26 protein-coding genes and 1 pseudogene are annotated in these 24203 nt (G+C 35.4%); 8 read left to right on the top strand and 19 right to left on the bottom strand.

The window, feature by feature from the left end; all coding sequences use genetic code 11:
• Positions 1–141: 141 nt before the first annotated feature.
• The 8 genes from hisS (at position 142) to CMCT_RS04160 (ending at position 7716) form a co-directional block, all read left to right on the top strand.
• Positions 142–1371, top strand: a complete 1230-nt coding sequence (hisS, locus tag CMCT_RS04195) for a histidine--tRNA ligase (RefSeq protein ID WP_034967221.1) — start codon at positions 142–144, stop codon at positions 1369–1371.
• Entirely contained in the window at positions 1371–3203 is a 1833-nt protein-coding gene (gene speA / locus CMCT_RS04190) for a biosynthetic arginine decarboxylase (RefSeq protein ID WP_034967222.1), read from the top strand. The genes hisS and speA overlap by 1 nt, the downstream gene beginning before the upstream one ends.
• A 106-nt stretch (positions 3204–3309) precedes the next feature.
• Positions 3310–4476, top strand: a complete 1167-nt coding sequence (locus tag CMCT_RS04185; RefSeq protein WP_176325030.1) for a pyridoxal phosphate-dependent aminotransferase — start codon at positions 3310–3312, stop codon at positions 4474–4476.
• Positions 4473–5321, top strand: coding sequence for a sulfur carrier protein ThiS adenylyltransferase ThiF (thiF, locus tag CMCT_RS04180; RefSeq protein ID WP_034967224.1), 849 nt, complete (start codon positions 4473–4475; stop codon positions 5319–5321). Before CMCT_RS04185 ends, thiF begins: the two co-directional genes overlap by 4 nt.
• Positions 5318–5842 (top strand): DUF1523 family protein, encoded by a 525-nt coding sequence (locus tag CMCT_RS04175; protein WP_034967226.1) that lies wholly within the window; start codon positions 5318–5320, stop codon positions 5840–5842. The genes thiF and CMCT_RS04175 overlap by 4 nt, the downstream gene beginning before the upstream one ends.
• Positions 5843–5909: 67 nt before the next feature.
• Positions 5910–6254 (top strand): hypothetical protein, encoded by a 345-nt coding sequence (locus CMCT_RS04170; protein ID WP_034967227.1) that lies wholly within the window; start codon positions 5910–5912, stop codon positions 6252–6254.
• A 3-nt stretch (positions 6255–6257) separates the two neighbouring features.
• Positions 6258–7436 (top strand): hypothetical protein, encoded by a 1179-nt coding sequence (locus CMCT_RS04165; protein ID WP_034967229.1) that lies wholly within the window; start codon positions 6258–6260, stop codon positions 7434–7436.
• Positions 7426–7716 (top strand): metal-sulfur cluster assembly factor, encoded by a 291-nt coding sequence (locus tag CMCT_RS04160; protein ID WP_034967230.1) that lies wholly within the window; start codon positions 7426–7428, stop codon positions 7714–7716. The genes CMCT_RS04165 and CMCT_RS04160 overlap by 11 nt, the downstream gene beginning before the upstream one ends.
• Before the next feature lie 23 nt (positions 7717–7739).
• On the opposite strand, the gene mog is transcribed toward CMCT_RS04160, so the two are convergent.
• The 19 genes and pseudogenes from mog to CMCT_RS04070 all read right to left on the bottom strand — a co-directional run bounded on the left by mog (position 7740) and on the right by CMCT_RS04070 (position 23452).
• Positions 7740–8279 (bottom strand): molybdopterin adenylyltransferase, encoded by a 540-nt coding sequence (mog, locus tag CMCT_RS04155; protein WP_034967232.1) that lies wholly within the window; start codon positions 8277–8279, stop codon positions 7740–7742.
• A gap of 9 nt (positions 8280–8288) precedes the next feature.
• Positions 8289–9953 (bottom strand): AAA family ATPase, encoded by a 1665-nt coding sequence (locus tag CMCT_RS04150; RefSeq protein ID WP_034967233.1) that lies wholly within the window; start codon positions 9951–9953, stop codon positions 8289–8291.
• The gene (gene mtaB, locus CMCT_RS04145) at positions 9940–11184 is read right to left on the bottom strand and encodes a tRNA (N(6)-L-threonylcarbamoyladenosine(37)-C(2))-methylthiotransferase MtaB (protein WP_034967235.1); all 1245 of its coding nucleotides are present in this window, start codon (positions 11182–11184) and stop codon (positions 9940–9942) included. The genes CMCT_RS04150 and mtaB overlap by 14 nt, the downstream gene beginning before the upstream one ends.
• Entirely contained in the window at positions 11177–12760 is a 1584-nt protein-coding gene (locus CMCT_RS04140) for a mechanosensitive ion channel domain-containing protein (protein WP_034967238.1), read from the bottom strand. The genes mtaB and CMCT_RS04140 overlap by 8 nt, the downstream gene beginning before the upstream one ends.
• A complete protein-coding gene (aroB, locus tag CMCT_RS04135; protein ID WP_034967240.1) occupies positions 12757–13797 on the bottom strand; it encodes a 3-dehydroquinate synthase in 1041 nt (346 codons plus the stop codon). Before aroB ends, CMCT_RS04140 begins: the two co-directional genes overlap by 4 nt.
• An 11-nt stretch (positions 13798–13808) precedes the next feature.
• Positions 13809–15224, bottom strand: a complete 1416-nt coding sequence (locus CMCT_RS04130) for a COG3400 family protein (protein ID WP_034967242.1) — start codon at positions 15222–15224, stop codon at positions 13809–13811.
• A 91-nt stretch (positions 15225–15315) separates the two neighbouring features.
• Complete coding sequence (locus tag CMCT_RS09555; RefSeq protein WP_425321199.1) at positions 15316–15768, bottom strand: methyl-accepting chemotaxis protein; 453 nt, start codon at positions 15766–15768, stop codon at positions 15316–15318.
• An 822-nt stretch (positions 15769–16590) separates the two neighbouring features.
• A pseudogene (locus CMCT_RS09550) lies at positions 16591–17127 on the bottom strand (cache domain-containing protein); the annotation flags it as partial.
• A gap of 81 nt (positions 17128–17208) precedes the next feature.
• On the bottom strand, positions 17209–18306 hold the full coding sequence (locus CMCT_RS04120) for a tyrosine-type recombinase/integrase (RefSeq protein WP_034967245.1): 1098 nt from the start codon (positions 18304–18306) through the stop codon (positions 17209–17211).
• The gene (locus CMCT_RS04115; RefSeq protein WP_034967247.1) at positions 18296–18538 is read right to left on the bottom strand and encodes a hypothetical protein; all 243 of its coding nucleotides are present in this window, start codon (positions 18536–18538) and stop codon (positions 18296–18298) included. The genes CMCT_RS04120 and CMCT_RS04115 overlap by 11 nt, the downstream gene beginning before the upstream one ends.
• Entirely contained in the window at positions 18510–18725 is a 216-nt protein-coding gene (locus CMCT_RS04110) for a hypothetical protein (protein WP_034967249.1), read from the bottom strand. The genes CMCT_RS04115 and CMCT_RS04110 overlap by 29 nt, the downstream gene beginning before the upstream one ends.
• Before the next feature lie 94 nt (positions 18726–18819).
• Entirely contained in the window at positions 18820–19476 is a 657-nt protein-coding gene (locus CMCT_RS04105) for a BRO-N domain-containing protein (RefSeq protein ID WP_176325029.1), read from the bottom strand.
• Positions 19477–19507: 31 nt separating this feature from the next.
• Positions 19508–19711: a hypothetical protein gene (locus CMCT_RS04100; protein WP_034967251.1), complete on the bottom strand. Its 204-nt coding sequence runs from the start codon at positions 19709–19711 to the stop codon at positions 19508–19510.
• Positions 19711–20406: a Rha family transcriptional regulator gene (locus tag CMCT_RS04095; protein ID WP_051654824.1), complete on the bottom strand. Its 696-nt coding sequence runs from the start codon at positions 20404–20406 to the stop codon at positions 19711–19713. Before CMCT_RS04095 ends, CMCT_RS04100 begins: the two co-directional genes overlap by 1 nt.
• Positions 20407–20539: 133 nt before the next feature.
• Complete coding sequence (locus CMCT_RS04090; protein ID WP_082198619.1) at positions 20540–20692, bottom strand: YlcI/YnfO family protein; 153 nt, start codon at positions 20690–20692, stop codon at positions 20540–20542.
• A 19-nt stretch (positions 20693–20711) separates the two neighbouring features.
• Positions 20712–21161, bottom strand: a complete 450-nt coding sequence (locus CMCT_RS04085) for a Rha family transcriptional regulator (RefSeq protein ID WP_051654825.1) — start codon at positions 21159–21161, stop codon at positions 20712–20714.
• 425 nt (positions 21162–21586) lie between these two features.
• Positions 21587–21817: a helix-turn-helix domain-containing protein gene (locus CMCT_RS04080; RefSeq protein WP_034967253.1), complete on the bottom strand. Its 231-nt coding sequence runs from the start codon at positions 21815–21817 to the stop codon at positions 21587–21589.
• A 1-nt stretch (position 21818) separates the two neighbouring features.
• Entirely contained in the window at positions 21819–22601 is a 783-nt protein-coding gene (locus tag CMCT_RS04075; protein WP_176325028.1) for a hypothetical protein, read from the bottom strand.
• A gap of 2 nt (positions 22602–22603) precedes the next feature.
• Positions 22604–23452: a hypothetical protein gene (locus CMCT_RS04070; protein WP_034967260.1), complete on the bottom strand. Its 849-nt coding sequence runs from the start codon at positions 23450–23452 to the stop codon at positions 22604–22606.
• Between the last annotated feature and the right edge of the window lie 751 nt (positions 23453–24203).

Genomic DNA, 24203 nt, shown 5'->3' with positions numbered 1-24203 from the left:
TAAAAGCTCATATTTGTGCTATTATAACTCTTTTACTTAAAATTAATATAAAATTTAAAGTTTTGTTTAATTGTTTAATATTTTATCTGAAATTTCACATTTTTTTGATAAAATCAAGCCCTTTAGATAAAAGGATAGATGATGATAACAACACTTCGCGGTATGAAAGACATTTTACACGAGGACTCAAGGCTTTATGAAAAAATCATTAGCGTATGCGAGGATGTCGCTAAAAAATATGGATTTAACCTTATAAAAACTCCGCATTTAGAGCAAACAACGCTATTTAAAAGAAGCGTAGGCGAAAGTAGTGATATAGTCGGCAAAGAGATGTATCAGTTTATCGACAAGGGCGAAAATGACGTATGTTTGCGACCAGAAGGCACAGCTGGAGTCGTTCGTGCCTTTATAGAAAACAAGCTTGATAAGGCTGGTGGAATTTATCGTTACTTTTATCACGGCTCAATGTTTCGCTACGAAAGACCGCAAAAAGGGCGTTTGCGTGAGTTTCATCAGTTTGGAGTAGAGAGTTTTGGCGTGGGTAGCGTGTATGAAGACGCTAGTGTAATACTTTTGGTTGCTGAAATTTTTAACCGCCTAAATATAAGCTACACACTAAAACTAAACTCACTTGGAGATAGCGATAGTATGCCTATATACAGGCAAAAACTTTTAAGTTTTATAGATAAACACAAAGATGAAATTTGCGATGATTGTAAACGAAGACGCGAGATTAACCCTATTCGTGTGCTTGATTGTAAAAACGAAAAGTGTCAAGAAATTTATAAAAACGCACCGGTTATGATAGAAAATTTAAGCCCAAATGCAAAGTCTGATTTTGATAAATTGCGTGAAATTCTAAGCACAAACGGCGTAAAATATGAAGTAGATACAAAGCTTGTTAGAGGACTTGATTACTATTGCAAAACGGCATTTGAGTTTGTAAGCGACGAGATTGGCTCTCAAAGTGCCATAGCTGGTGGTGGCAGATATGATAAGCTTGTTGAGTATCTTGGCGGAAAGGCTAGTTACGGCATAGGTTTTGCAATGGGGATTGAGCGCATAATGGAGATTTTAAAATCAAAACCAAACGAGCAAAAGCGAGATGGGATATATATCTGTGCACTTGATGAGATCGGACTAGATAGGATTTTTAATATCGCTACAGACCTTAGAAAAACGCACAAAGTTGAAGTTTCATTTGAAGCAAAAAAACTAGCAAAACACCTACAAACAGCAGATAATAAAAATGCAAAAATTTTACTATGTATCGGCGAAAACGAACTTAAAAACGACGAAATTTGGTATAAAAATTTAGAAAATAAAGATGAGAAAACGATAAAAATGCAAAATTTAAAGGATCATTTATAATGAACGACTATGGCTTAAATATCTGGGGAAACTCAAATTTTATCATAGAAGACGGCAAGCTATGCCTAAACACACCTAGCAAACCTGCCATTATCGATATCGTAAAACAGATACGAGATGACGGATACAGAGGACCATTACTACTTCGCTTTCCACACCTTATACAAAAGCAAGTAGAGCAGATGTATGCTAGTTTTGCAAAGGCAAAAAAGGAGTTTGGCTACAAAGGAAATTTTAACGCCGTATATCCTTTAAAGGTAAATCAATATCCAGGTTTTGTAAAAAATTTAGTAGAGCTTGGCAAACCTTATAAATACGGCATTGAAGCTGGCAGTAAGGCCGAGTTGCTTTTAGCTATGGCTTACAACAACGAGGGTGCACCCATAACCGTTAATGGCTTTAAAGACAAAGAGATGATAAATATAGGTTTTATAGCCGCAGAAATGGGGCATAATATCACTCTTACAATAGAGGGTTTAAACGAGCTTGAGGCAATTATAGCCATCTCAAAAGAGAGATTTTCACCAAAACCAAACATAGGACTACGCATAAGACTACACAGCTCAGGCTCTGGAATTTGGGCAAAAAGCGGTGGAATTTACTCAAAATTTGGACTAACGTCAACAGAGCTAATAGAAGCCATAAATATGCTAAAAAAGGCAAATTTGATTGAGTATTTTACAATGATACACTTTCATATAGGCTCACAAATAACTGAAATTCATCCGCTTAAAAAGGCTCTTACGGAAGCTGGTAACATCTACGCAGAGCTAAGAAAAATGGGTGCAAAAAACCTAAAAGCGATAAATTTAGGTGGCGGACTTGCTATTGAGTACTCGCAATTTAAACAAACAACAAGCCGAAACTACACACTAAACGAATACGCAAATGACGTGGTTTACCTGCTTAAAACCATAGCCGAGCAAAAAAACGAGCCAGAGCCTGATATTTTTACCGAAAGCGGCAGATATATCTCTGCCTCTCACGCTGTTTTGGTCGCTCCAGTACTTGAGCTTTTTAGCCAAGAGCATACCGAAGAGAAGCTAAATTTAAAGAAAAAAAATCCACAGTTAATCACTGAACTTTACGACCTATACAACAGCATAAAGCCGTCAAACGCACTTGAGTATCTGCACGACAGCGTTCATCATATGGAGAGCGTTTTGACGCTATTTGACCTTGGATATGTTGATTTACAAGACCGCTCAAATGCAGAAGTTTTGGTAAATTTAATAAGCAAAAAAGCAGTATTTTTACTCGGCAACAAAAGCAACATCGATCTAAGCAAGGTCCAAAAAGATGTGCAAGAAAGATACCTTGTCAATTTCTCACTGTTTCAAAGTTTGCCTGATTTTTGGGGACTTGGTCAAAATTTCCCAATTATGCCACTTGACCGCCTTGATATCCGCCCTACTCTACCAGCCTCGATTTGGGACATCACCTGCGATAGTGACGGAGAGATAGGCTACAACGACGAAACAAATCCTCTGTTGCTACACGATGTAGATGTTGAAAAAGAGGACTATTTTTTAGGCTTTTTCTTAGTTGGAGCCTATCAAGAGGTGCTAGGAATGAAACACAATCTCTTTACTCATCCAACCGAAGCAACGATAAAAATAACACAAAGTGGCTTTGAGATAGAAAATTTGCTAGAGAGCCAGAGCATTCTTGATATATTAGAAGATATGGATTATAACATCTATGAGATACAAGATACACTAAATGAACGCCTTGAAAAATCAAGCCTGATAAATGACACGCAGAAAAAGCAGGTGCTTGGTGAGCTATACTTGTTCTTAAATGACAACAGCTACCTAAAAACCATAGAATGATACCAAGAGAAACAAATTTCAAAAAAAGCAAACGACCATTTAAAACATAAGCGTTTGCTTTTAAAAATTTAATATACAATAGCACAAATTTATAAAGGAGTTATCTATGATAGCAAAACGTATTCAAACCCTAAGCGAATCCCTAACAATCGCCATAAGCTCACGTGCAAAACAGCTAAAAGCCGAGGGTATTGACATAATAAGCTTTAGTGCTGGAGAGCCTGACTTTGACACCCCACAAAGTATAAAAGATGCCGTAAAAATAGCACTAGATAAAGGCTGTGGAAAATACACGCCAGTTCCTGGTTCACAAGATGTTTTAAAAGCGATTGCTACAAAGCTAAAAAGAGATAACAACCTAGAATACACCACAAATCAAATCATCACAACAGTTGGCGGAAAACACGCACTTTTTAACGTGTTTCAAGCACTCATAGATGAGGGTGATGAGGTTATCATACCAGCACCTTACTGGGTAAGCTATCCTGAAATGGTAAAATACTGCGGTGGCGTGCCTGTTTTTATCGAGGCTGATGACAGCACAGAGTTTAAAATAAGTGCAGAGCAACTTAAAAAAGCAATAACACCAAAGACTAAAATTTTATCACTAAACTATCCGACCAATCCAACTGGAGCGGTATATACAAAAAAAGAGCTAGAAGAGATAGCACAGGTTTTAAAAGGTACTAACATCATAGTCACAAGTGATGAAATTTATGAAAAAATCATCTTTGAAGGCGAGTTTATCTCTCCTGCTAGTATAAGCGAAGATATGTTTAAACGCACAATCACAATAAACGGCTTAAGCAAATGTGGTGCTATGCCTGGCTGGAGATTTGGATATACAGCTTGTGCGATAGATGAGATAAATATCGCTATGAAAAAACTTCAAAGCCAATGTACTAGCAACATAAGCTCTATCGTTCAAGCTGGAGCCATAGCAGGACTTCTTGGTAAAAGTGACGATGATATAGAGTATATGAAAAACGAATACAAAAAACGCCGAGATATCGCCGTAAAGATGATAAACGAGATAGAAGGCTTAAGTGTAAGCAGTCCAAAAGGGGCATTTTATCTATTTATAAACTGCAAGGATGTTGAGCCAGATGATATGAAATTTTGCCAAAAAATGCTAGAAGAGGCAAGAGTTGCTTGTGTACCTGGCGTTGGTTTTGGTATGAGTGGCTACTTTAGACTAAGCTTTGCAACCGACATAGAAAGTATAAAAAAGGGCATAGAGCGAATAGCTAAATTTATAAAAGAGTATAAATGATAGAAGTTAGTATAAATGGATTTCACTTTAGCACAAATTCCACCACAACAGCCCAGTTAAGGGCTGAGTTTTTGGATAAAAGCAGTGAAATTTCTGCTTTTTTAACAAAACACGATTTAGTAAATGCTGATATTTTTATCCTAAATGGCTTTGCTACCACAAATGATGTATCGCTAAATAATGGCGATAAGATAACAATCATAAAACGTGGAGTTATGCCAGATCTTGAAATTTTAAGGTCAATGATAGAGGCTAGAAACACTCCTGAGCTAAACAACGCACTTAAAAATGCTTGTATCGGAGTGGCTGGACTTGGTGGACTTGGATCAAATATCGCACTAAGCCTGGCTCGTGCTGGAGTGACAAAGCTTATCGTGGCTGACTTTGACGTAGTTGAACCAAGCAACCTAAATCGCCAACAATACTACGTCCGCCACATAGGTCTTAAAAAGACACAAGCCATAAAGGAGCTAATAGCCGACGTAAATCCATTTGTCAAGGTTATTGCTCACGATGTTAAAATAGATGCTAATAACGTATCTAGCGTATTTTCGCCTTGCAGTATTATCTGTGAGGCGTTTGATAATGTTGCGGGAAAACATATGTTTTTAACACAAGCTGCAAATAGCCTAAAAGATAAGCAAATAATCTGTGGCTCTGGTATGGCTGGACACTTTAGCTCAAACCTGATTAAAACCACAAAATTTGCTAAAAACGTTTATATTTGCGGAGATATGAAAAATGAGGCGAAATTTCATCAAGGACTAATGGCGCCACGCGTTGGAATATGTGCAAATCATCAGGCAAATATGGCTTTAAGGCTACTTATGGGACTAGCAGAATGAAAAATATATTTAAAAATACGATATTTGGTATCATACTAGCAATCCACGCAGTAGCAATATGTGTTATAAATTTCTCTATGCCAAGCTATAAAGCCCTAAATATAACTGGCATAGAGGTTAAACGTATGGATAAAGACGGCTTTATAAATAAGGAGCGAGTTGTAAATGGAGCTGTAAGAGACGTGTATTTTATCTATACAAAAACACCACAAAGTATAGATGATGTCATATCTTTTAGAAACGAAGACACTCGCTGGGGATATCCATTTTATATGAAATTTAACTCAGCCGACCTACAAGCAAAAGCAGCCGCACTAGCAGAAAGCAAGTCACTAGTGCAGATAAAATACTATGGTTGGCGTCTCCCTATATTTCACGAGTTTTTTAACGCCGTTTCTATTAAAAAAATAGAGAGCAAGGACGAGCTGTCTATGCCGATTTTTAGCTATCTGTTTTATTTTTTAACACTCGTTTCTCTTATTTACTGCTTAATTTTTACAAATAATAAATTTAAGCATTGAGCCAAGTCAAGAAAATTTGGACTTAAAAGGATTATAATACTCCTAAAATTTATTTTTAGGAGAAAATATGGACTTTTTTAACAACTGGCAGAGCTTTGAGCTAGATGGTGCTACGATCAAATTTTACAAAACACAAACAGATGGCATAAACTACATAGGTTTTGACTCTCGTGCTTGTGTGCCACCTGAACCAATGGTAAATGCGATGCTTGCACTAAATTTAGTAAAAGATCAAAACACAAAAGTTGTAATGATAAATCACAAATTCCCAGCCGGACTAATACCAAAAATCGAGCCAAATTTTAATATCGAGCGTGAAAATTTAGACGGTGAGCAAGTAAAACTGACATTTAGCCTAAAGGATAACGCAAATCCGGTCAATCTAGATACCAAAAACACCTGCCACGGATAAAATATGCTTTTAAATACATTTGCTCCGCCATTTAGGCTTGTTGGCGGATATTTTGTGGCTGGAGTGCTGTTTTTACTCATTAGTATTTTTGCGTTTTTCAAGGCGGATTTTGCCCAAATTTTATCACTTAGCACCGCTGGGTTTGCACACATATTTTTTGTGGGCTTTGTAATGAGTATTATCGTAGGGGCGTTATACCAGCTAACATCAGTCATTCTTGAGAAGGCATTTTTTACCATAAGGGGTGCTTTTTTAAATTTCATACTATTTTGCACAGGCACATTACTGCTTGGTTTTGGGCTACTTTATGAAAAAATGGCGATTTTTAGAATCGGTGGCGACGTGCTGTTTTTGTCATTGCTATTTTTTTGTCTTACATTTTTGCTTAGTTTTATAAACTCCACAAAAAACAGCTTTGCAAAATATGCCCTACTCATCTCTGGGCTATTTTTACTAGTTGGTATAACTTTTGGCTTTTTACTCATTTTGATACTATCTGGTACGATAAGCTTTGATTTTAAGACAGCACTGCACTTTCACATATATTTCGTGCTTGGATTTGTATTTTTTATCATAGTTGGTGTATCCACAGTGCTTTTGCCGATGTTTGCACTATCTCACGACGTGAAATTTCTGTCAAGCAAGATAAGCCTTTTTCTTTACATAGTCGCTGGATTTTGCTTGTATGTAGAGCTAAATTTGGCTTTAGTTTTTATAGGATTTAGCATATTGTGTTTTATATTTCAAGCGTTTTTAATAATGAAAAAAAGGGTAAGAAAGGCGTTTGATTACTGGAATTTAAACGTGGCATTATCACTCTTTAGCCTAATAGCTGCGTCAATTTTCATATATTTTGGTAAAAATGAGATAGCTATATGGTTTTTTATATATGGATTTTTATACGCATTTATCGTAGCTCATCTTTATAAAATCGCACCATTTCTTATATGGTATCACTACATAGCACTATTTGTTGGCAAAACAAAGGTGCCATTACTTGATAATATGATACTAAAAAAACCAGCATACATCGCACTTGGCTTAAATGTAGTTGGAATTTTTAGCTATATTTTTTGGACAAATTTTGCCGTTGTTTTTATGTTTGCTTCTATTTTTTTAGTATGCGTAAATATGATTAACTTTTTTAAATATACAAATTTTGGAGAAAATTATGAGAGATAAAATTTACAAAGAGCTTTCAACAATCGTTGATCCTGAAGTTGGCTTTGATATCGTATCCTTGGGTCTAATTTATGATGTCAAGGTTAACGGCGATAAAGCAAAGGTAACTATGACACTATCGACCAAAGCTTGTCCACTTCACGAGCTTATTTTAAGCTGGGTAAATGACGCTACGCTTAGAGTTGAAGGGATAAAAGAGTGCGAGATAGATTTAGTTTGGGAGCCTGAGTGGAATATACTAATGGCTAGTGATGAGGTTAAAAAAGCTTTAGGAGTTTAAAGAGTGGCTTATGCCACCCTTTTTTATGAAATTTTCTTCTGTTTTGGCCTAAAGACTTTCATTTTTGTCTCATCAGTTTGAATATACGCACCCTCTATAAGATCGATACAATAAGGCACCGCTGGGAAAACTGGCTCAAGACACTCGCGTATCGCCTTTGGGTTGCCTGGCAAATTTATAATAAGACAATGTTTTCTAATGCCCGCTGTTTGGCGAGAGAGTATGGCTGTTGGGACGTATTTTAGGCTCTCGCTTCTCATCATTTCCCCAAATCCAGGCATCATCTTCTCACAAACAGCCTCTGTCGCCTCAGGCGTAACATCTCTAAGAGCCGGGCCAGTCCCACCAGTTGTAAGCACTAGGTCGCAACCAAGCTCATCTGTCATAAATACAAGCCTCTGTTTTATAAGCTCAAACTCATCTGGTATAACCTCATAAAAATACTCACGTTCGCTTACTATCCACTCATCTAAACACTCGCGTATTGCAACGCCTGATTTATCTTCGTAAATTCCCTCACTAGCTCTATCGCTAAGGGTTAAAATTCCTATTTTTGCCTTCATTTTTTCTCCTTATTCATACGTTTTATTTAAAATTTCAGCTATCTGCTCTCTTTGTATGACTTCAAATTTCAAAAGATGATCGGCGACCAGCTCACTTTGGATGCTCATACCGCTCATAAATTCTCTAATCTCATCTTTTGCTTGTTTTAGCAAATTTTCAACATCATTTTGATTTGGAAGTAAAGACTGTGACATACCAAACTCATAAACCATTTTAGTTGCAAGCTCTTTTGCATCTCTTAAATCATCGGCGGAATTTGAAAACGTATCTGCATAGACAAGCTCAAGTCTTACTATACCAGATAGCAGAACCTTAAGCTTAGAAAACATACTGCTTTTTGAAACTATCTCAAACTCAGGAGCCACAAATCTATCTTGAGTGAGTGAAATTTTATCAAATTTTATATCAAACCAATACGCGCTTATCGCCTTTGCGGCTTGATAATCGGCTTGGATTTTTTTATCTTTTTGTGAGTAGCTAAGTGCCTTTTTTTGACCAAAAACAACCTTGCTTTGCACACTCTCAAAATCCATAAGTTCAATAACTCCGCTCTTTCGTCTTAATGCACTTATGGCGGCTTCATTAACAAGCGTATTTAAAGCAGCTCCGCTAAAACCAACACTCATTTTTGCGATATCTTTAATATTTACATTTGTGACTTTATTTTTTAGATATGTTTTAAGTATCGCTTCTCTATCTTTTAAATCAGGCAGCGAAAGGAAAATTCTCCTATCAAATCTCCCAGCTCTAAGAAGTGCGTCATCTATCATCTCGATACGATTTGTGGCCGCTATAACTATCACGCCAGAGTTATCCAAAAAGCCGTCCATCTCTGTTAAAAGCTGATTTAGCGTAGCCTCTCGCTCATCATTCCTCCCATCTCCCCTGCTCTTTCCAACGGCGTCTATCTCATCTATAAATACAATTGACGGAGCCATAGCCTTTGCACGTGAGAACAGCTCCCTTACTCGTTTTGCACCAACTCCGACATAAATTTGCACAAAACTAGCACCATTTTGATAAAAAAACGGCACATTTGCCTCTCCTGCAACAGCCTTTGCAACAAGCGTCTTTCCAACGCCAGGAGGTCCTACCATCAAAACACCTTTTGGCATTTTTATACCAAATTCTCTATACTTTGATGGATTTTTTAAAAAATCAACTATCTCATTTAGCTCTACTTTTACCTCATCAATCCCGGCTACATCAGAAAATTTTACATTTGATATTGCGGGTATTATGTTATTTGAGAGCATACCCTCTATCTCAAAGGCTGTGGCTTGTGTTTTGTTATCTTTTGTTTGAGCTTTTAGATTTTTAACCAAAATTCTAGCAACTAAGATAACTAAGATAAAAAATACAACAACCATAAAACTAAACAAAACCGCGTATTCAACGCCGTTAAAGCTTGAGTTTTTTGTAGTCGGAACGCTTCTTGATAAAACACCAATATCAATGGCATACATAAGAATCCTATATCTTCCTTGCGTCGTGTAAAGATATACATATCCATCATCAATGCTTGCCTTTTGTATGGCATTTTGACTTAAAAGCACCTCGTATCTTGCGTAGCTTATATCCTCTGGCTCACTCTTTATCCACGCAAAAACTAGCAAACAAACAAGTAATCCACCAACTATAAAAATGATATTTTTTTTATTAAATTTTTGCATAATTTGCCTCTAATTTTACATCATATTTTTCTACAACCGCCCACTCTTTTAAAATATCTTTGTCTGTTTTTATGAAAATTTTGTTATAAAACTGATCAAATCCCTCATAATACTCGCCATCTTTTTGCTCTACAAGCACATTTAGAACACCCTGTTTTTTTCTAAATTCAAAATTATTTTTTGCCACAATGTCTTTTAGCTCTTTTAATCTAGCTTTTGCCACGTCACCTTTAACATCTAGCTTTAAACTAGCAGAGTGCGTTCCAGCCCTTACTGAATAGGCAAAGGCGTGTAGATGAGTGAGTGGAAATTTTTTAAAATTTGCGAGTGCTTCACTCCAAATTTCATCGCTCTCGCCAGGGTGTCCAACGATAAAATCCGTCCCAAGTGCAAAGCCCATATCAGCAAGTTCACAAAATAGTTCAATATCCCTAAATGCCGTGTTTCGCCTACGCATTATGGTTAGCATTTGTTGGCTTGTGTGCTGAAGTGCTATGTGAAGATGTCGCTCTAGCCAAGGCTCTAACAGAATTTCTCTAAAACTATCATCTATTTGGCTTGGCTCAATACTTCCAAGTCTAATACGCTTAATGCCTAAAATTTTACCAAGTCTAGCAAGTAATAAACCCAAACTAGAGTTAGTGTCTTTACCATAACTACCTATGTTTGTGCCTGTTAAAACCAGCTCATTGTATCCATTGCTAGCTAGAATTTTAGCTTCGTTTATAATAGCATCTTCGCTCATACTTCTAGCCTTGCCACGAACGCTTGGGATTATGCAATACGAGCAAGAAAAGTTACAACCTTCCTGAATTTTAATAAAAGCCTTCGTGTGATTTTCATAGTTTGTAACTATATTTTTATCAATGCTGTTTAAATCGCCAAGCTCAAAAAACCGCTGCTTTTGATTTAATAGCTCGTTTATATCGCTCTTTTTACTGGCTCCAATAACTCCAAAAATGCCACTTTTATCAAAAAGCTCTTTGCCCTTGCTAACTGCCCCGCAACCTGTTAAAATTACCTTAATCCCGCGTTTTTTTAGTGAATTTATATAAGTTCTTGTTCCACTATCTGCAGAATTTGTAACAGTGCAAGAGTTTATAACTACAATATCAGCATCGTTTTCGCTGCTTACTATATCATAGTCTTTTACATAGCTTTTCATAAGCTCGGTGTCATAGATGTTGGTGCGACATCCAAAGGTTTTAAAGTATAGCTTTTGCCTACTCATTAGATCCCTCTAACTCAAGCTCCGTGTGTGGATGTGGCAGAGACTTTCTAGCCATATACATAGTTTGCGTAGGATATGCTATACGTATATCATCTTCTTTGTTAAAAGCGTCTATAAGCTCAGCACTAATCGTGCTTCTAAGCACCAGCGTCGCATATGAATTTGCCATATACCATATGGATATATTTATGCCATAGCTTTCAAAAAATGTAAAAACTCTAGGCTCTACGTTTGGATTTTTTATGCTGTATTGGCTTCTTAGTTTATTCATCTGCCTTTTTGCTATGTCAGTATAGCCCTTTGAGTATTTTCTGACTATTGTTTTTGCTATATATACGGCTTTTTTGTGGTTGCTATCAAAGCTTATACATATATCTATGCCGTCCCAAACGGTTTTCATGCCATAGTGAGAGTAGTTTGAGATAAGGTCTGTGAAAATATAGTTATTTGGTATAAAAATAATGCGTCCAGCACGTCTGCTTCCGTCAAGGTAGGTGCTAAGTGTGACATCTTCAAGCATGGTTATACGAAGTAACGATATATCGATGATGTCGCCGACGTGAGTTACTCCTGATCTTGAAACCTTTATGCGGTCGCCTACGTGAAACGAGCTACCAAATATGATAACAACCCACCCAAGCATACTCATAAACATATCTTTCATAGCAATGGCAATACCAGCCGAAGCAAAACCCAAAACGGTAACTATATACGTGACATTTTCTATATACGCAAAAAGCAATATAACCACTATAAGCAAAACGTTTATGAAATTTATAAATTTATTAACAGTGTAAAAACGCTCATCGTCGCTAATTGTTCGTTTTGCTACAAATTTAAAGAAAAATGAGATTGCTATTGTAGCTATGATAAAAATGGCGATATTTAGCATACTTAAAAGTTGGGATTTTATCTCATTTTTTGTGATATTTATCGCCTCATCAACCTTTTTTTCTAGCACATTTAACGTAGTATCAGCAATCTGCTTAGCACCCTTAAAGTCGCCTATCTCCTGCCTTAAGTCAGAAAGCTTATCGCTACTAATCTCATCATAATTTATATCAAGCAAATTTACAAGCAGCGACTCTTTGTTTTCAAGCTTAGAAACGAGTGTATCAAGCTCAAGGATATGCTTTTTATACTCGCTTAAATCACTTGCAACCTTTTTAATATAAGAAAATCCAGAAACTAGTTCAACTGGGTTTATAATGCGTGGCGGAGAGTCAATCTCTGGTGCCATTAGCATATTTAAAAATGGTGCATTTTCATACTCTTTAAGTAAGCTAAGTTGCTCTTTTAGGGTTTGAATTTGTTTGCTTAGTTCGGCTCTTTGAGCTGATTTATCGCTTTTTTTGAGTGCTTTTTCGCTATCTTCTAATTTAGCTTTTATCTTTTGATAGGTGTTATAGTTTGCATATCTTGTAATCCACGCATTACTCTTTAAAGATGCGTCTATACCAGCTATCTGAGAATTTATGTCGCTTATTAAAATTTGCGTCGTATTTTTATCAATGCTAGAGTTATTCTCAGCAAAAACACCTATAAAAGCCAGAAAACATAGGATTAAAACTCTCATTTAAACTCTCTTAAAATTTCTAAAACAACATCTTTTGGGACATCATTTTTTATTAAATTTTCTCCAATTCCATTTGGCAATATAAATTTTATCTGCCTATTTTCGCTCTTTTTATCCATAAAAAACGCTTCATAAAACTCATTTTCATCTTTTATAGCATATGTTGTAGGAAGGTCAAATTTTTCTAAAATCGCTCTTATCTCATCACGCTCTTTGGTGCTAATAAGTCCAAGCTTTAAAGCCAAAGAATTTGCCATATTCATACCTATGGCTACTGCTTCGCCGTGCAAAAAGCTTTTATAATTTGTCTGATTTTCTATAACGTGAGCAAAAGTGTGTCCGTAGTTTAAAACCGCTCTTATACCACGCTCAAGCTCATCTTGGCTAACCACCTGTGCTTTTAGCTCAATAGCTCTTTTTATAAACGGCAAAATTTGACTATCGTCATTTATGTCTAAATCTCGCATAGAGTAAAACATCTGCCTATCAAACATCACTGCCATTTTTACTATCTCAGCAACCCCTGCCACAAGCTCTCTTTTTGGTAGTGTTTTTAGAAATTTGCTTTCGCAATAAACCGCAGTTGGTTGATAAAATGAGCCTATTAAATTTTTACCAAATTTATTATTTACTCCAGTTTTTCCGCCAACACTCGCATCAACTTGCGATAAAAGCGTGGTTGGTATATTTATAAATTTTATCCCACGTTCATAAATACTAGCCACAAAGCCAACCATATCGCTTATAACTCCTCCGCCAAATGCTATAAGGGTGCTTGAACGGTCTAGTTTGCTAGTAAAAAGTTGTTCTAAAATTTCACTTACTGTTTGCATATTTTTATACTCTTCGCCGTCAGGAACGCTTATGATAAAATACTCATCACATTTTAAACGCTCAAGCAGATAAGTAAGCCACAAACCAGCAACCTTTGGGTTTGTTATGATAGCAACTTTGCCTGAAATTTTCAGCTCATTTAGTTCGTTTAGATAAACATTATATTCACTCTGTTTTTGTTTTAAATTTAATTTAATCTGCATAAAATCCCCTGCTAAGAGCCCATTGGCACAAATAATTGTGCGTTTTTACTCAGTTTTTTATAGTGCTTTGTTATGTTTGTTGATAAAAATGCAAATTTATCATTTTTGACGATATCATCGCTAAATGCGATAAATTGGAGCATATCTTGTCTGTTTGATAGCCTTAAAATAGGATTTTTATCCTTGCTGTTTTCAATACTTATGCTCTTTTCAAAAAGGTTATTAAGACTCTCAAAATGCTCAGCAAGTGTGCTTGTGTCGCTATTTTTACCATCAAAATAGTAAAGCTTTATATCCATATCAAGCTGAGCCGAAAAGTCCATTATCACGGCCGATTGGTTCTCTATATTTTCCTTTCCGTCGCTTAAAATAATACCCTGTTTAATATCCTTAAACGCTATATCAGCAGTCTTTAAAACGGGTCGTTTTAGCTGGTAAAATAGCTCTTTAAATTTAAAAAAATACTCTTTATCGCACACTATGAAACCTATGTCCATACTGTGAATATCAGATCTGATTCTAGCGTTATTGTAAGAAAAATAGTCAAATACAACATTTATCTTTTTATCATCCCTAAACGACTTTAGGGTATCTAAATTTTGACCAAAAGTTGGGTTTATAACTACAAAAAATAGCCTTTTATTTTTTAGATGAGAATTTAAAAACAGACCATCATCTATTAGCTTTTTAACACGTTTCTCACTCATCTGTCTCATATCTATAAAAATATAAATATTACTTCCAAATGGGCTTGGAAACTGCCCTGGTTCACGCTTTATCGATCTAAAAACACTCTGCAAAACTATCGGATCGCCGACTATTATTAGGCTATCGTTTGGGCGTATCATCACGCCTGGTTTTGGGATGATGATCTCATTTGAGCGATATATAAGTGCTATACGCCACTTCTTTTGCTGGATTGAGTTTATGTGGCGATACATATAAGCACTACCAACAGGGACTTTAACCTCCATTATCTCGCCTTCGCCAAGCCCGATATTATCAGCCATGGCCGGCATATCAGGCAGGTGTCCGACAAAGTGTGATGATATGATAGACCTAGTGTCTACAAGCTCTAAATGCTTATCGTCGCTTAAAATTTGGGGTATATCCCAAAGTACTAAAAGTACTATCTCTGTTTTTGTGCTAATTTTTCTTAAATTTTCATATACTGCAAGTGCTTCGTCTTTATCGTGCATAATAACTATAAACTGGCTAAAATAGCCATCAACAACGGCTTTTAGCTTTGAGTAACTAGTCGGATCAAACTCATAAAAGCTAAAACTCTCTGAAGTGTTTTTAGTTTCTAAAATTTTCGTATCTTGAGTAACTATCGTATAGTGCTGTAAATTTGAACGAGCCGTATAAAGCCTTGATATAAAGCTTTGTGCTAAAGCACCATCTGCTATTATTAAAATTTCTTTCATTTAGACTCCGTAATTTGACTACATTATAGCAAAATGGGCTTTAAGCGGTTTTAAAAAGTAGCTTGGGGCTTAAAATCGCCCCAAATTTTAATTAGAAACGTTTAGTTTTGACATCATCTGTAATGTATTGAGCCATATTGCTTACTTCAACAGATATTGCCTCAGTTTGACTTGCGATTTGAGTATTTTCTTTAGTTAGTCTCTCTACCTCTACAACTGACTGATTTATCATATTTATACCTTCAGCTTGCTCTTTTATTGATTCACTCATCTCATTGATTGATTGAGCTAATACATTTGTATTTGCTTCTATCTCACTAAGAGACTTCTGAGTGCGTTCAGCAAGTTTTCTAACCTCATCGGCAACGACCGCAAATCCACGCCCATGTTCTCCTGCACGTGCTGCTTCTATAGCAGCATTTAGTGCTAGTAGGTTTGTTTGGTCTGCTATATCACGGATTATTGTGATGATATTTTTTATCTCCTCAGACTGACGGATAACGTCTTGCGTTTTTTGGCTAATAGCGTTCATAGAGCTATTCATCTGCTCAACCGCAGCCGCACTTTCGCTTAGAGAATTTGACTGATTTTGAGCACCTTTTGCGATTAGCCCCATATAATCACTTAAAATTTTAGACTTATCTTTTAATATCTCTCCTTGCTCTAGAGATGCTTTTAACATATTGCTAATCTCATCTCCAAGCCCATTTATAACGCTAGACATCATAGCATTATCTTCGATACGTTTTGTAAAGTCTTTAGCCTTAAAGCTGTCAAGTATTGCCATAAGCTCCTTGCTGTTTTTGCAGAAATTCTCACGCAATGTTTGCTGAACTTTACTTAGATCTTTTTTCATCTCATTTAAGAGATCGTTTGATGTTTGAGCGTCAATTGTAGCTGTGAAATTTCCACTTTCAATCTCTTTAGCAAAACCATTAATAGACTCTAAAAATACCTTTTCATCGTCCAAATTTTTCTCTATTTTAGCAATATTTTCATTTATCAAATTTGCCATATCGCCAAATTCATCTTTTGACTTTATTTGGATAAGCTGGGCTTTATTTGTTTTGTGATTTAGCAAATCAAAGAACGATAAAAGTCCTGATTTTAGCTTGAGTATAACCGAAAGCAGATAGTTTGATAAGAATAGCGAGATAACAAACGATACTGCAACAGCAACCAGTATCACAACAAGAGATGTGTAAAATAAATCATCCAAATCAGCCAAAATTTCGCTCTTTTCAAGCTCTCCTATAAGATACCAATCCATAGCCTCTATATAGTTTGATATGATGATTTTTCCATCCTTTTCTATAAAACCGCCATCTTTTTTTATCAAATTTCTATATGAATCGCTATCAAGCAAACTGCTTAGCTTTTTATTCCTTAAGCTTTGATCTGCGTGGATTTTTATATCGCCGTTTGAATCAACCATATAAAATTTACCACTCTTACCTATTTTTTGAGAGGTTACTAGTTTTACAACGCTATCTAGTGAAATTCCAGTAAATGCTACGCCGTAAAATTTACCGCCTTTTTGAATTTTACTATTAACAAAAAGCGTTATATTGCCGGTATTATCGTCAGCGTCAATGTTTAAAACCGTTCTTTCACTACTATTTTTTAACTTAAAGTACCACTGATCCCTTTGAGAATTTTGATCCATAGTCTTTAAAATTTTATCTTTTGCGTAATATCTTAGTGTAACGTCAGAGATCATACCTATAGCAAATAGCCCAAGCTCCTTTTCAACAGAGGCTTGGTATTTAAAAAATGCAGATAAATCCTCTTCAGGTTCGTTACTATCCATCCATCTTGTAACAAACTCATTTGCTCCAAGTAGCTCAGCCGATGTTATGAATTTGTTTAAAACATTATCAACACTAGCCGCAACGCTATCTATAGAAACCTTTAGCTCCGTGTCTATAACAGGGCAGGTGTTTTTGTTAAATTCTCACGCTCTCATCGATGTTTTTGAGTTTTGTTATGCTTGTTGTGCCTTAACTTGTGCCTTAACACCCAAATTTAGCCCATAAAAAACGTTATTTATCGCTTTTGTTTTTTGCTCGGTTAATGCCGATTTATAATAGTGCTTATCGCTAATCGCCTCACTATGACCTGCAAGTTCTGCTACAAAGTCTTTGCTAACTCCTGCATTTCTCAATAAGCTAATAAACGTGTGGCGTGTAGCATAAAGCGTTTTATATTTAACCCCTATACGCTCTAAAAGTGGCTTAAAATAGTGTTTTGTTATGGCTTTGCTTTCAAAAAAAGGCTTATTTAGCCGCGAAACAAACAGCCACTCGCTGCCACTATCATACGCCTTTAACTCATCTACTAAATAATCAGCTAAAACAACTATGCGATTGTGATTTTTTATCTCACTACTCTCTTTTATCTCGCCCTTTGTTATGCTTCGATTAACATAAATCACACGTTTTTCAAAGTCAATATCGCTCTTTTTTAGCCCCATAAGTTCACCTGTACGAAGTCCAGTCGTAAAAGCTAAATGTAAAAATAGCCTAAACCAGCCAGTAGAAAAGTGCAAAATTTTAAGCATTTCATCAATCGTGTATGGCTCTTTTTTCTCGTGCTTTATCTTAAAACTATCTACCAAAGTTAAAGGGTTTTTAGGTATAATATCATTTAAATATGCCTTATTTAAAGCCATATTTAGGATATTTTTAAGCCGTTTAGCAGTGGCAGTTGAGTAGTGCTTTAAAATTTCACTTTGCCACTGCTCTATGTCAAATGGCTTAATATTACCTAGCTCATACGCCTTAAAATATGGGATTATAAGCCGTTTTGCTTTTGATATGTAGTCGCTTTGCGTTGATTTTGAGCGTTTGTGTGCGCTTAATTCTATGGCTTCAAGCAAAAAATCGCTAAGCTTTAAACTCTGTTTTGGCGTTTTTTTCTCATCAATTAAATTTAAAAGAACACTCCAGTAGTTCCGTGCTATCCAAGTTAAATTCTCTTTCGTAGCTTCTTTGCCTACTGAAAATCTATATCTTACTTTATCTATCGTGCCAAAAACGTAAATTTTGCCGTTTCGCACCTTGTATCCGCCGCTATTTTTCATTATATCTCCTTATAATTTTTAAGGCGGCAGTTTGAGACAGCATTATTTTACCATTTTGTTGCCAAAAATCTTTTTTAGGCTCTAAATTTGACTTTACAAAAGCGGTTAAAGTTTGTCTGCTTTTGCCAGTTTGAGCCGAGATTTCAGAGATACTCATACTTTTTGGCAGTAAAGACGATAGTATAAATTTTAATTCCAAAATCTCATTTTTTAGCTCTAAAATCTCGCTCATATCTATCCTTTATCATTGCTTTTACAACTTCTAAAATATATCCGAGTTCAAAAATATCAAGCTTAAAAAGCCGTCTTGTTATACGCTCTACTAGCTCTATCTTTTCGTTGTGCGTGTCTATCTTTTTACAAAAGGCATCAAAATTTTCTAACACCTTATTGTGTTTTTCAATTTCTGGGCTTGACATTGGTTGTCCTTATGTTTTTTTATAAAAGGCGGATTAACTCCGCCGTAAGGTTAGTTGTGTATAATTTTGAAGTGTTTTAGCCTAATGTGCGAGATTAGGCTACTTTAAACACCTGTTTTAAAATTTCAGTGTCATAAGTGTTAATCCGCCCATATCTAGGGTCTATAACCGCTCCCATAAATGCCCCTTGTTCTTCACTTAACTTTTTAGCCCTTTTGCCTAAACTTGGCAAATGATAGCCCTTTTGCTTTATGCCGTGTAGGTTCATAAACGCAATTAAAGTCATATAATTATCATTGCTTAAAAGGCGGTTGATATTATGCTTTGCTTTTAACTGCTCTTTATGTAAATCATCAGTTTTATGCTCTAAAACGCTTACTCTTTTTTCTTGCTCGGCTAAGATAGCCACCGAGCTTTGCAAAATTTCAATTTGGCTAAGTGGTTTTTGATTATATCCGCCTGTTTTTCTAATGCTTGGCAGGACTTCACAATTTACCCATTTACGAAACGCTTTTGCGTTTGGTTTATCGCTACGCATTAACACGAAGTAAAGTTGGGGTTCGGTAATCATTGTAAATTCTTTAACGCCATACCCAGTGTCAAAGCTACCTACATTTAACTTAGGTAGCTCAAACTCCGATTTTATCGCATTTGCGGCGCGAGTTGGATTTGTAAGCTCTAAAACTTTACAAATATCAGCCAAACAAAAAAAGCGGTCCGCCTTTTTCATCAACCGTAACTCTAATCTCAAAGTCATCGTTTCTAAAAACTTCTAAATTCATTTATTCTCCTTTTGGGTTTAGTATGTTTAAAATTTTAGCTTTTATTGCGTTATGATTTTTTGCTAATGCGTCTAAGGCACAAAATAAATCAAAAGCACAACTAAGCAACTTATGACTTACTGCTTCGTCGCTACCATCTAGCTTTATTCCGTAAGCTTCTAAATACTTTGCGAATTTCTCTTTTTGTGTGTCTAAAGATTTCATTATTGATCCTTTTGGTTTATAAAAAAGCGGTCGTTGTCATAACAATACGCCATAACCGCACCTATTGCTGTGTAACTTTTTTCTAGCTCTTTTTGAATTTTGGCTAGGTTTGATACTATTTGTTTGTTTTTATCCTCGTCATCTTGATACATTTTAAGGGCTACTTTTAAGGCGTTGTTGTGAGCTTTGATACTTATGTTTTGTCCCCATAGCTCTTTGTAGCTAGGTCGTCCAGCTGAAAATGGCTGATATTTAGGGTCGCTTAGGTCAAGCTCTGCGAATGGGTAGTTTTTCTTAGCCATTAGAAGCTCAGCTTTTAACAACTCTATTTGATTATTGTGCTTTGCTATCTGACTTTTGTAGCCGTTGATTTGGTTTGTGTGTAGTTTTTGTTTCATGTCATAAAAAGCCTTTACTAACAACTTTTTAGCTTCTCTTACTTTTGGCGTATTTTTCATATAAGTAAGCAAAAGTGTGGCTTGTTGTTCGTTTAGGTAGTAGCATTTTTTAAAAGTAAAACCAAGCCCTGCTTTAATTTGTATGTTTTTAAATTCAAGTTCGCCAAATTCTTTTAAATCAACTTCGTAAGTTCTAATAAGTCTTTGGACTGATTGTTCGTTGTTGTCAGTTAAAACTGAAACTTTATCTTGTGTAGTGGCTGGTGTACCATTGTGGTTTATGACTAAATCATTCATATTCAATAACCTTTCAATGAAAATTTATTGAAATTAAATTGAAATAAAATTGATTTGTCAATACATTTTTATTATTTTATCAATCTTTTTATATTGACTTCGCAATAAGCGGTCGGATTTAAAATCCGAGTGCCTATTTTTTAGTCTCTCTAATAAGCATAAACATTATGTATTGATTTAAGCTTACCCCGGCTTCTTGTGCTAATTGTTCGAGTTTTTCTTTTAGTTCGTGTGGTATTTTTATTTGTAAATTGTAGCTTCCTGTTTGTGCTTCTTTGTTTTCCATTGCGTGTCCTTTAAATTTTTTAGCTTGTATTATAGCAAATTTGACCCTTGTAGCCGTTGATTTGGTTTTGATGATGTTTGGCGTTTAGTTTAAAATCTGCTTCAAGGGCGGAGATTTTATCAACATAACGCCCTATGCTTACTCTTTTAAGCTCGGCTTCCATAAGATTAAAAGCTTTGATAAACTCTATTTTCCATTTATAAGCCTTTTCGCCAGTAAAACCCATAACCAAAAGCGAAAAGCCATCGCGGGTTAGGTTGTAGCAGGGTAAAACACGCCCAGTTTTATCTAAATAGCTATGTTTGATAAAATTTTGACTTTTAAACTCATCATTTAATAAATTTTCAATAGCTCTTAGGATGTGTTTGTGTTGTTTTTCAAATACTTCGCTAAGCTCAAGAGAGCTTATAAAAACTCTCTCATCGCTTATGTTAAAATTTACGTTTATATTGTTTATAACGGCATTCATTTTACACCGCCTAAACGACAAACGACAACGGCGAGTAACGCAACTATGACTAAATCCAAAATAGTGTTAAAAACTTCCATTTTACCGCTCCTTGTGGTATAATTTCAGTAGGCAAAGCGTAAAAGCTCCTAATCTCAAAGTCAAAAGTGAGGGCTAACCTAGCCCCTTGACTTCTTACCGCTTTATCTGTTTGATAAGCAGGTAAATCGTAATCAACTTGATGATGGCGGTCATCAAATCAACTACCGAGATAAAAACTTCCATCGCTTTGCCTCCTTTCCTAAACATTGCTATTTGCAACATTTATGAGAGGATTATATCATATTTTGCAACTATTGTCAATATAAAAAGCTGTAAATTGAAATATTTTTATAAATTTTTGTAGATATTTGCAACTTTTGCGTCTCCGCAAAATTGCGGAAACGTTATTTTATGATGTTTTTTAGGATTTCTTTTAGTGCTTGAAATTCTTTAAGTTCATTTTCTAAAGCTTCAATATGCTTTAAAAGCTCAATAGCCCGTGCTGTTTGCTCTGAAATAATTCCTTTAGAGATATTTGAGCGTAAAGTAGCTTCACTCATTCCTATTGCTTCGCCAAGCTCCTTATAAGTCAAATTCCGCTCTTTACAAAACGCTTTTAGTTCTTCGCTTGTCATTTTAATCCTTTGTTTTTGGTATTATGCTGTGTAATGCTGTTATGCGGTAGAGCTTAACCACTCCGTTTGCTTTATGAACAGATAAATTAACTAAGTAGTAGTTATCAAATGGATTTTTATTTATAAGCTCTTTCGCATCTTTGTCTACAATCTCGGTGCTTACGGCTTTACCTGGTATGATGTCATCACAAATAGCTTTATCTTTTACTATACGCTCACTATCTTTAACCTCTTTCATCCTTATCAAAACATTTTCAAAGTATCTTTGTTCCTTACTCTCAAAGTCTTTAATCTGTCTTGCTGTGGCTACGCCTTTTGCATAACTCTCTTTATTCTCTTGATTGATAATCATACAATCTTTATAATTGTTGTAATTTATCGTTACGCTTACACCGCTTTGGTTGGCTAGGTTTATGATGTTTTCCATATCGTCAAGTGCGGTAGAGGTTAAAAACCTATCTTCTTTTATATCATCTACGCTTTTTTTGCCTATGTTTTTTATGTTGTTAAAAAACTCAAAATATCCATTTATAGTAGGCAAAAGCGTATCAAACATAACGGCACCAGTGATTAAAATATAAATAATATCACTACCTTTTTCTACGCCATTAAGTGTAGCTTTAATCCCGCTTGTTCCGCTAGAAAGCGATACATATTCATCAACCGCGTTATTAAGCGATAAAAGCGCTTTTGAAAAAGTGGCTATATCTAGTGGCTGGTCTCGCTCAATTGTTACCTTTATTGGGATTTGCTCTATTGTTCCTGGCTGTTTTTCGTAGCTCACTTTTAATCCTTTAAATCTAAATTTGGTTGTGTCGGCTCATTTGATGAGCTAACCCCTAAAATATCATCTAAAAAATACTCCGTATCTATCACATTTAAATCTTTGTCAATAAAAGAGTTTGTTATGAGCGTTCCGCTTGTCTTATCGCCATAACGCAAGGCTATTTCGTGGCTTTTTAGCTTATTTATCCACGCTTCATCGATGATTTTTACATCAATTGCTTTGCCGTGTATGATAGTCCATTTACTAGCTCCTGCAAGGTCCGGTTTTCTGATGATAAATGAGCCTTGAAACTGGCTTTTTTGCGTGATAATATCATCTAAATTATCAGGGCTAAACTCATAACCGCCCTTTATTTCTCTTTCGTTGCCGTTTAAATTTATACGTGGAGGCACTTTAAATCCTTTTGTGCTTTGAGATAGATTTGATAGTGCTTTAAGTAGCGCCGTTTTGTTATTTTTATAACCGCAAGGCTTTAAATCAGTAGCTTCTAAGGCTTGGCAAACTATCTCATCGGCTTTATTTGTTGGCTGTTTTGGCTCATCGTCTAGCCAAACGATGAGCTTATCTTTCGCTTTTATTAAAAAATCGGCTATGGCGTCTCTTGGGTCTTTCACGTAACTCCTTAACTTGTCAGTATCTACACTTTTTAATACGTCTTTTACTTTGGCTTTTAGTGAGCCGTCGCCAACTTGCTCTAATATAACTTTTGTTGTTATTTCGCTGTCAATGTAAGAACAAAGCGCGGTATTTAACTCATCAATATTATTGATAAAATCAGATACGTTTTTGAAAAAATCAGCTCTGCTATCAGCATTAAAATCAAAATGTAGAGTATAGATTTTATTCATTTAGCCCCCTCTTTTTTTATAAAATCCATAAATTTTATAAAAACTAAGCTTTTAATTTACTTCATAAAATTTCCACGTTGGTAGCAATAAAAAGTCATTGTGGGTTAGCACGTGAATTTATCCTGAGTGTGTAAGATAGAATAAAAACATTCATTCAGCTTGTCGTCATCACGTAAAAATTCTTGCAAAGTGAGCGTAAATTTAGATATTTTAGGTGTTAGCTGTTAAGTGATAAAATGGAGTAGTAAATATTAAATTCGTCAATGCAAGCATTTGTTTGCATAATTTAGAGGCTTGGTTAGTAGTTGTAGTCAATAAGTTGAATGGTGTGGTTTTAGCTATAAAATGCTTAAAAAAATGTTTTAGTCATAATATTAGCTTTTTGTTTTAGAGATTTTATAAAATCTGTGAATTTTATTTAAAAAATAATGGGTGAAATTATCTTTTGCCTAATAAGTAAGTTATTATTTGTGTGAATTTCATTTTTAGGATTTGTTTTTAAAGAGCTGTGTTTTAATGGTTTATTTGCGAAAAAAAGAGTCCGTGTATAAGTAAATGCGTGGATTATCAAATTTCAAATGTGGTTTTATTAGGACTGATAAGACTATAGCAATCCCGCTTTCATAGTCTGCTTCTGATTAAAATGTAATTTTGCAAAATTTTTACAATGCTAACTCGACCAAATTCTTGATGTGATTTAAACTATTTAGTCTATTTTTTGTTTGGATGAAACAATACTGCTGCTTTATCA

This window comes from Campylobacter mucosalis, assembly GCF_013372205.1.
GTDB lineage: Bacteria > Campylobacterota > Campylobacteria > Campylobacterales > Campylobacteraceae > Campylobacter_A > Campylobacter_A mucosalis.
This window is presented reverse-complemented; position numbering and strand designations above follow the sequence as displayed.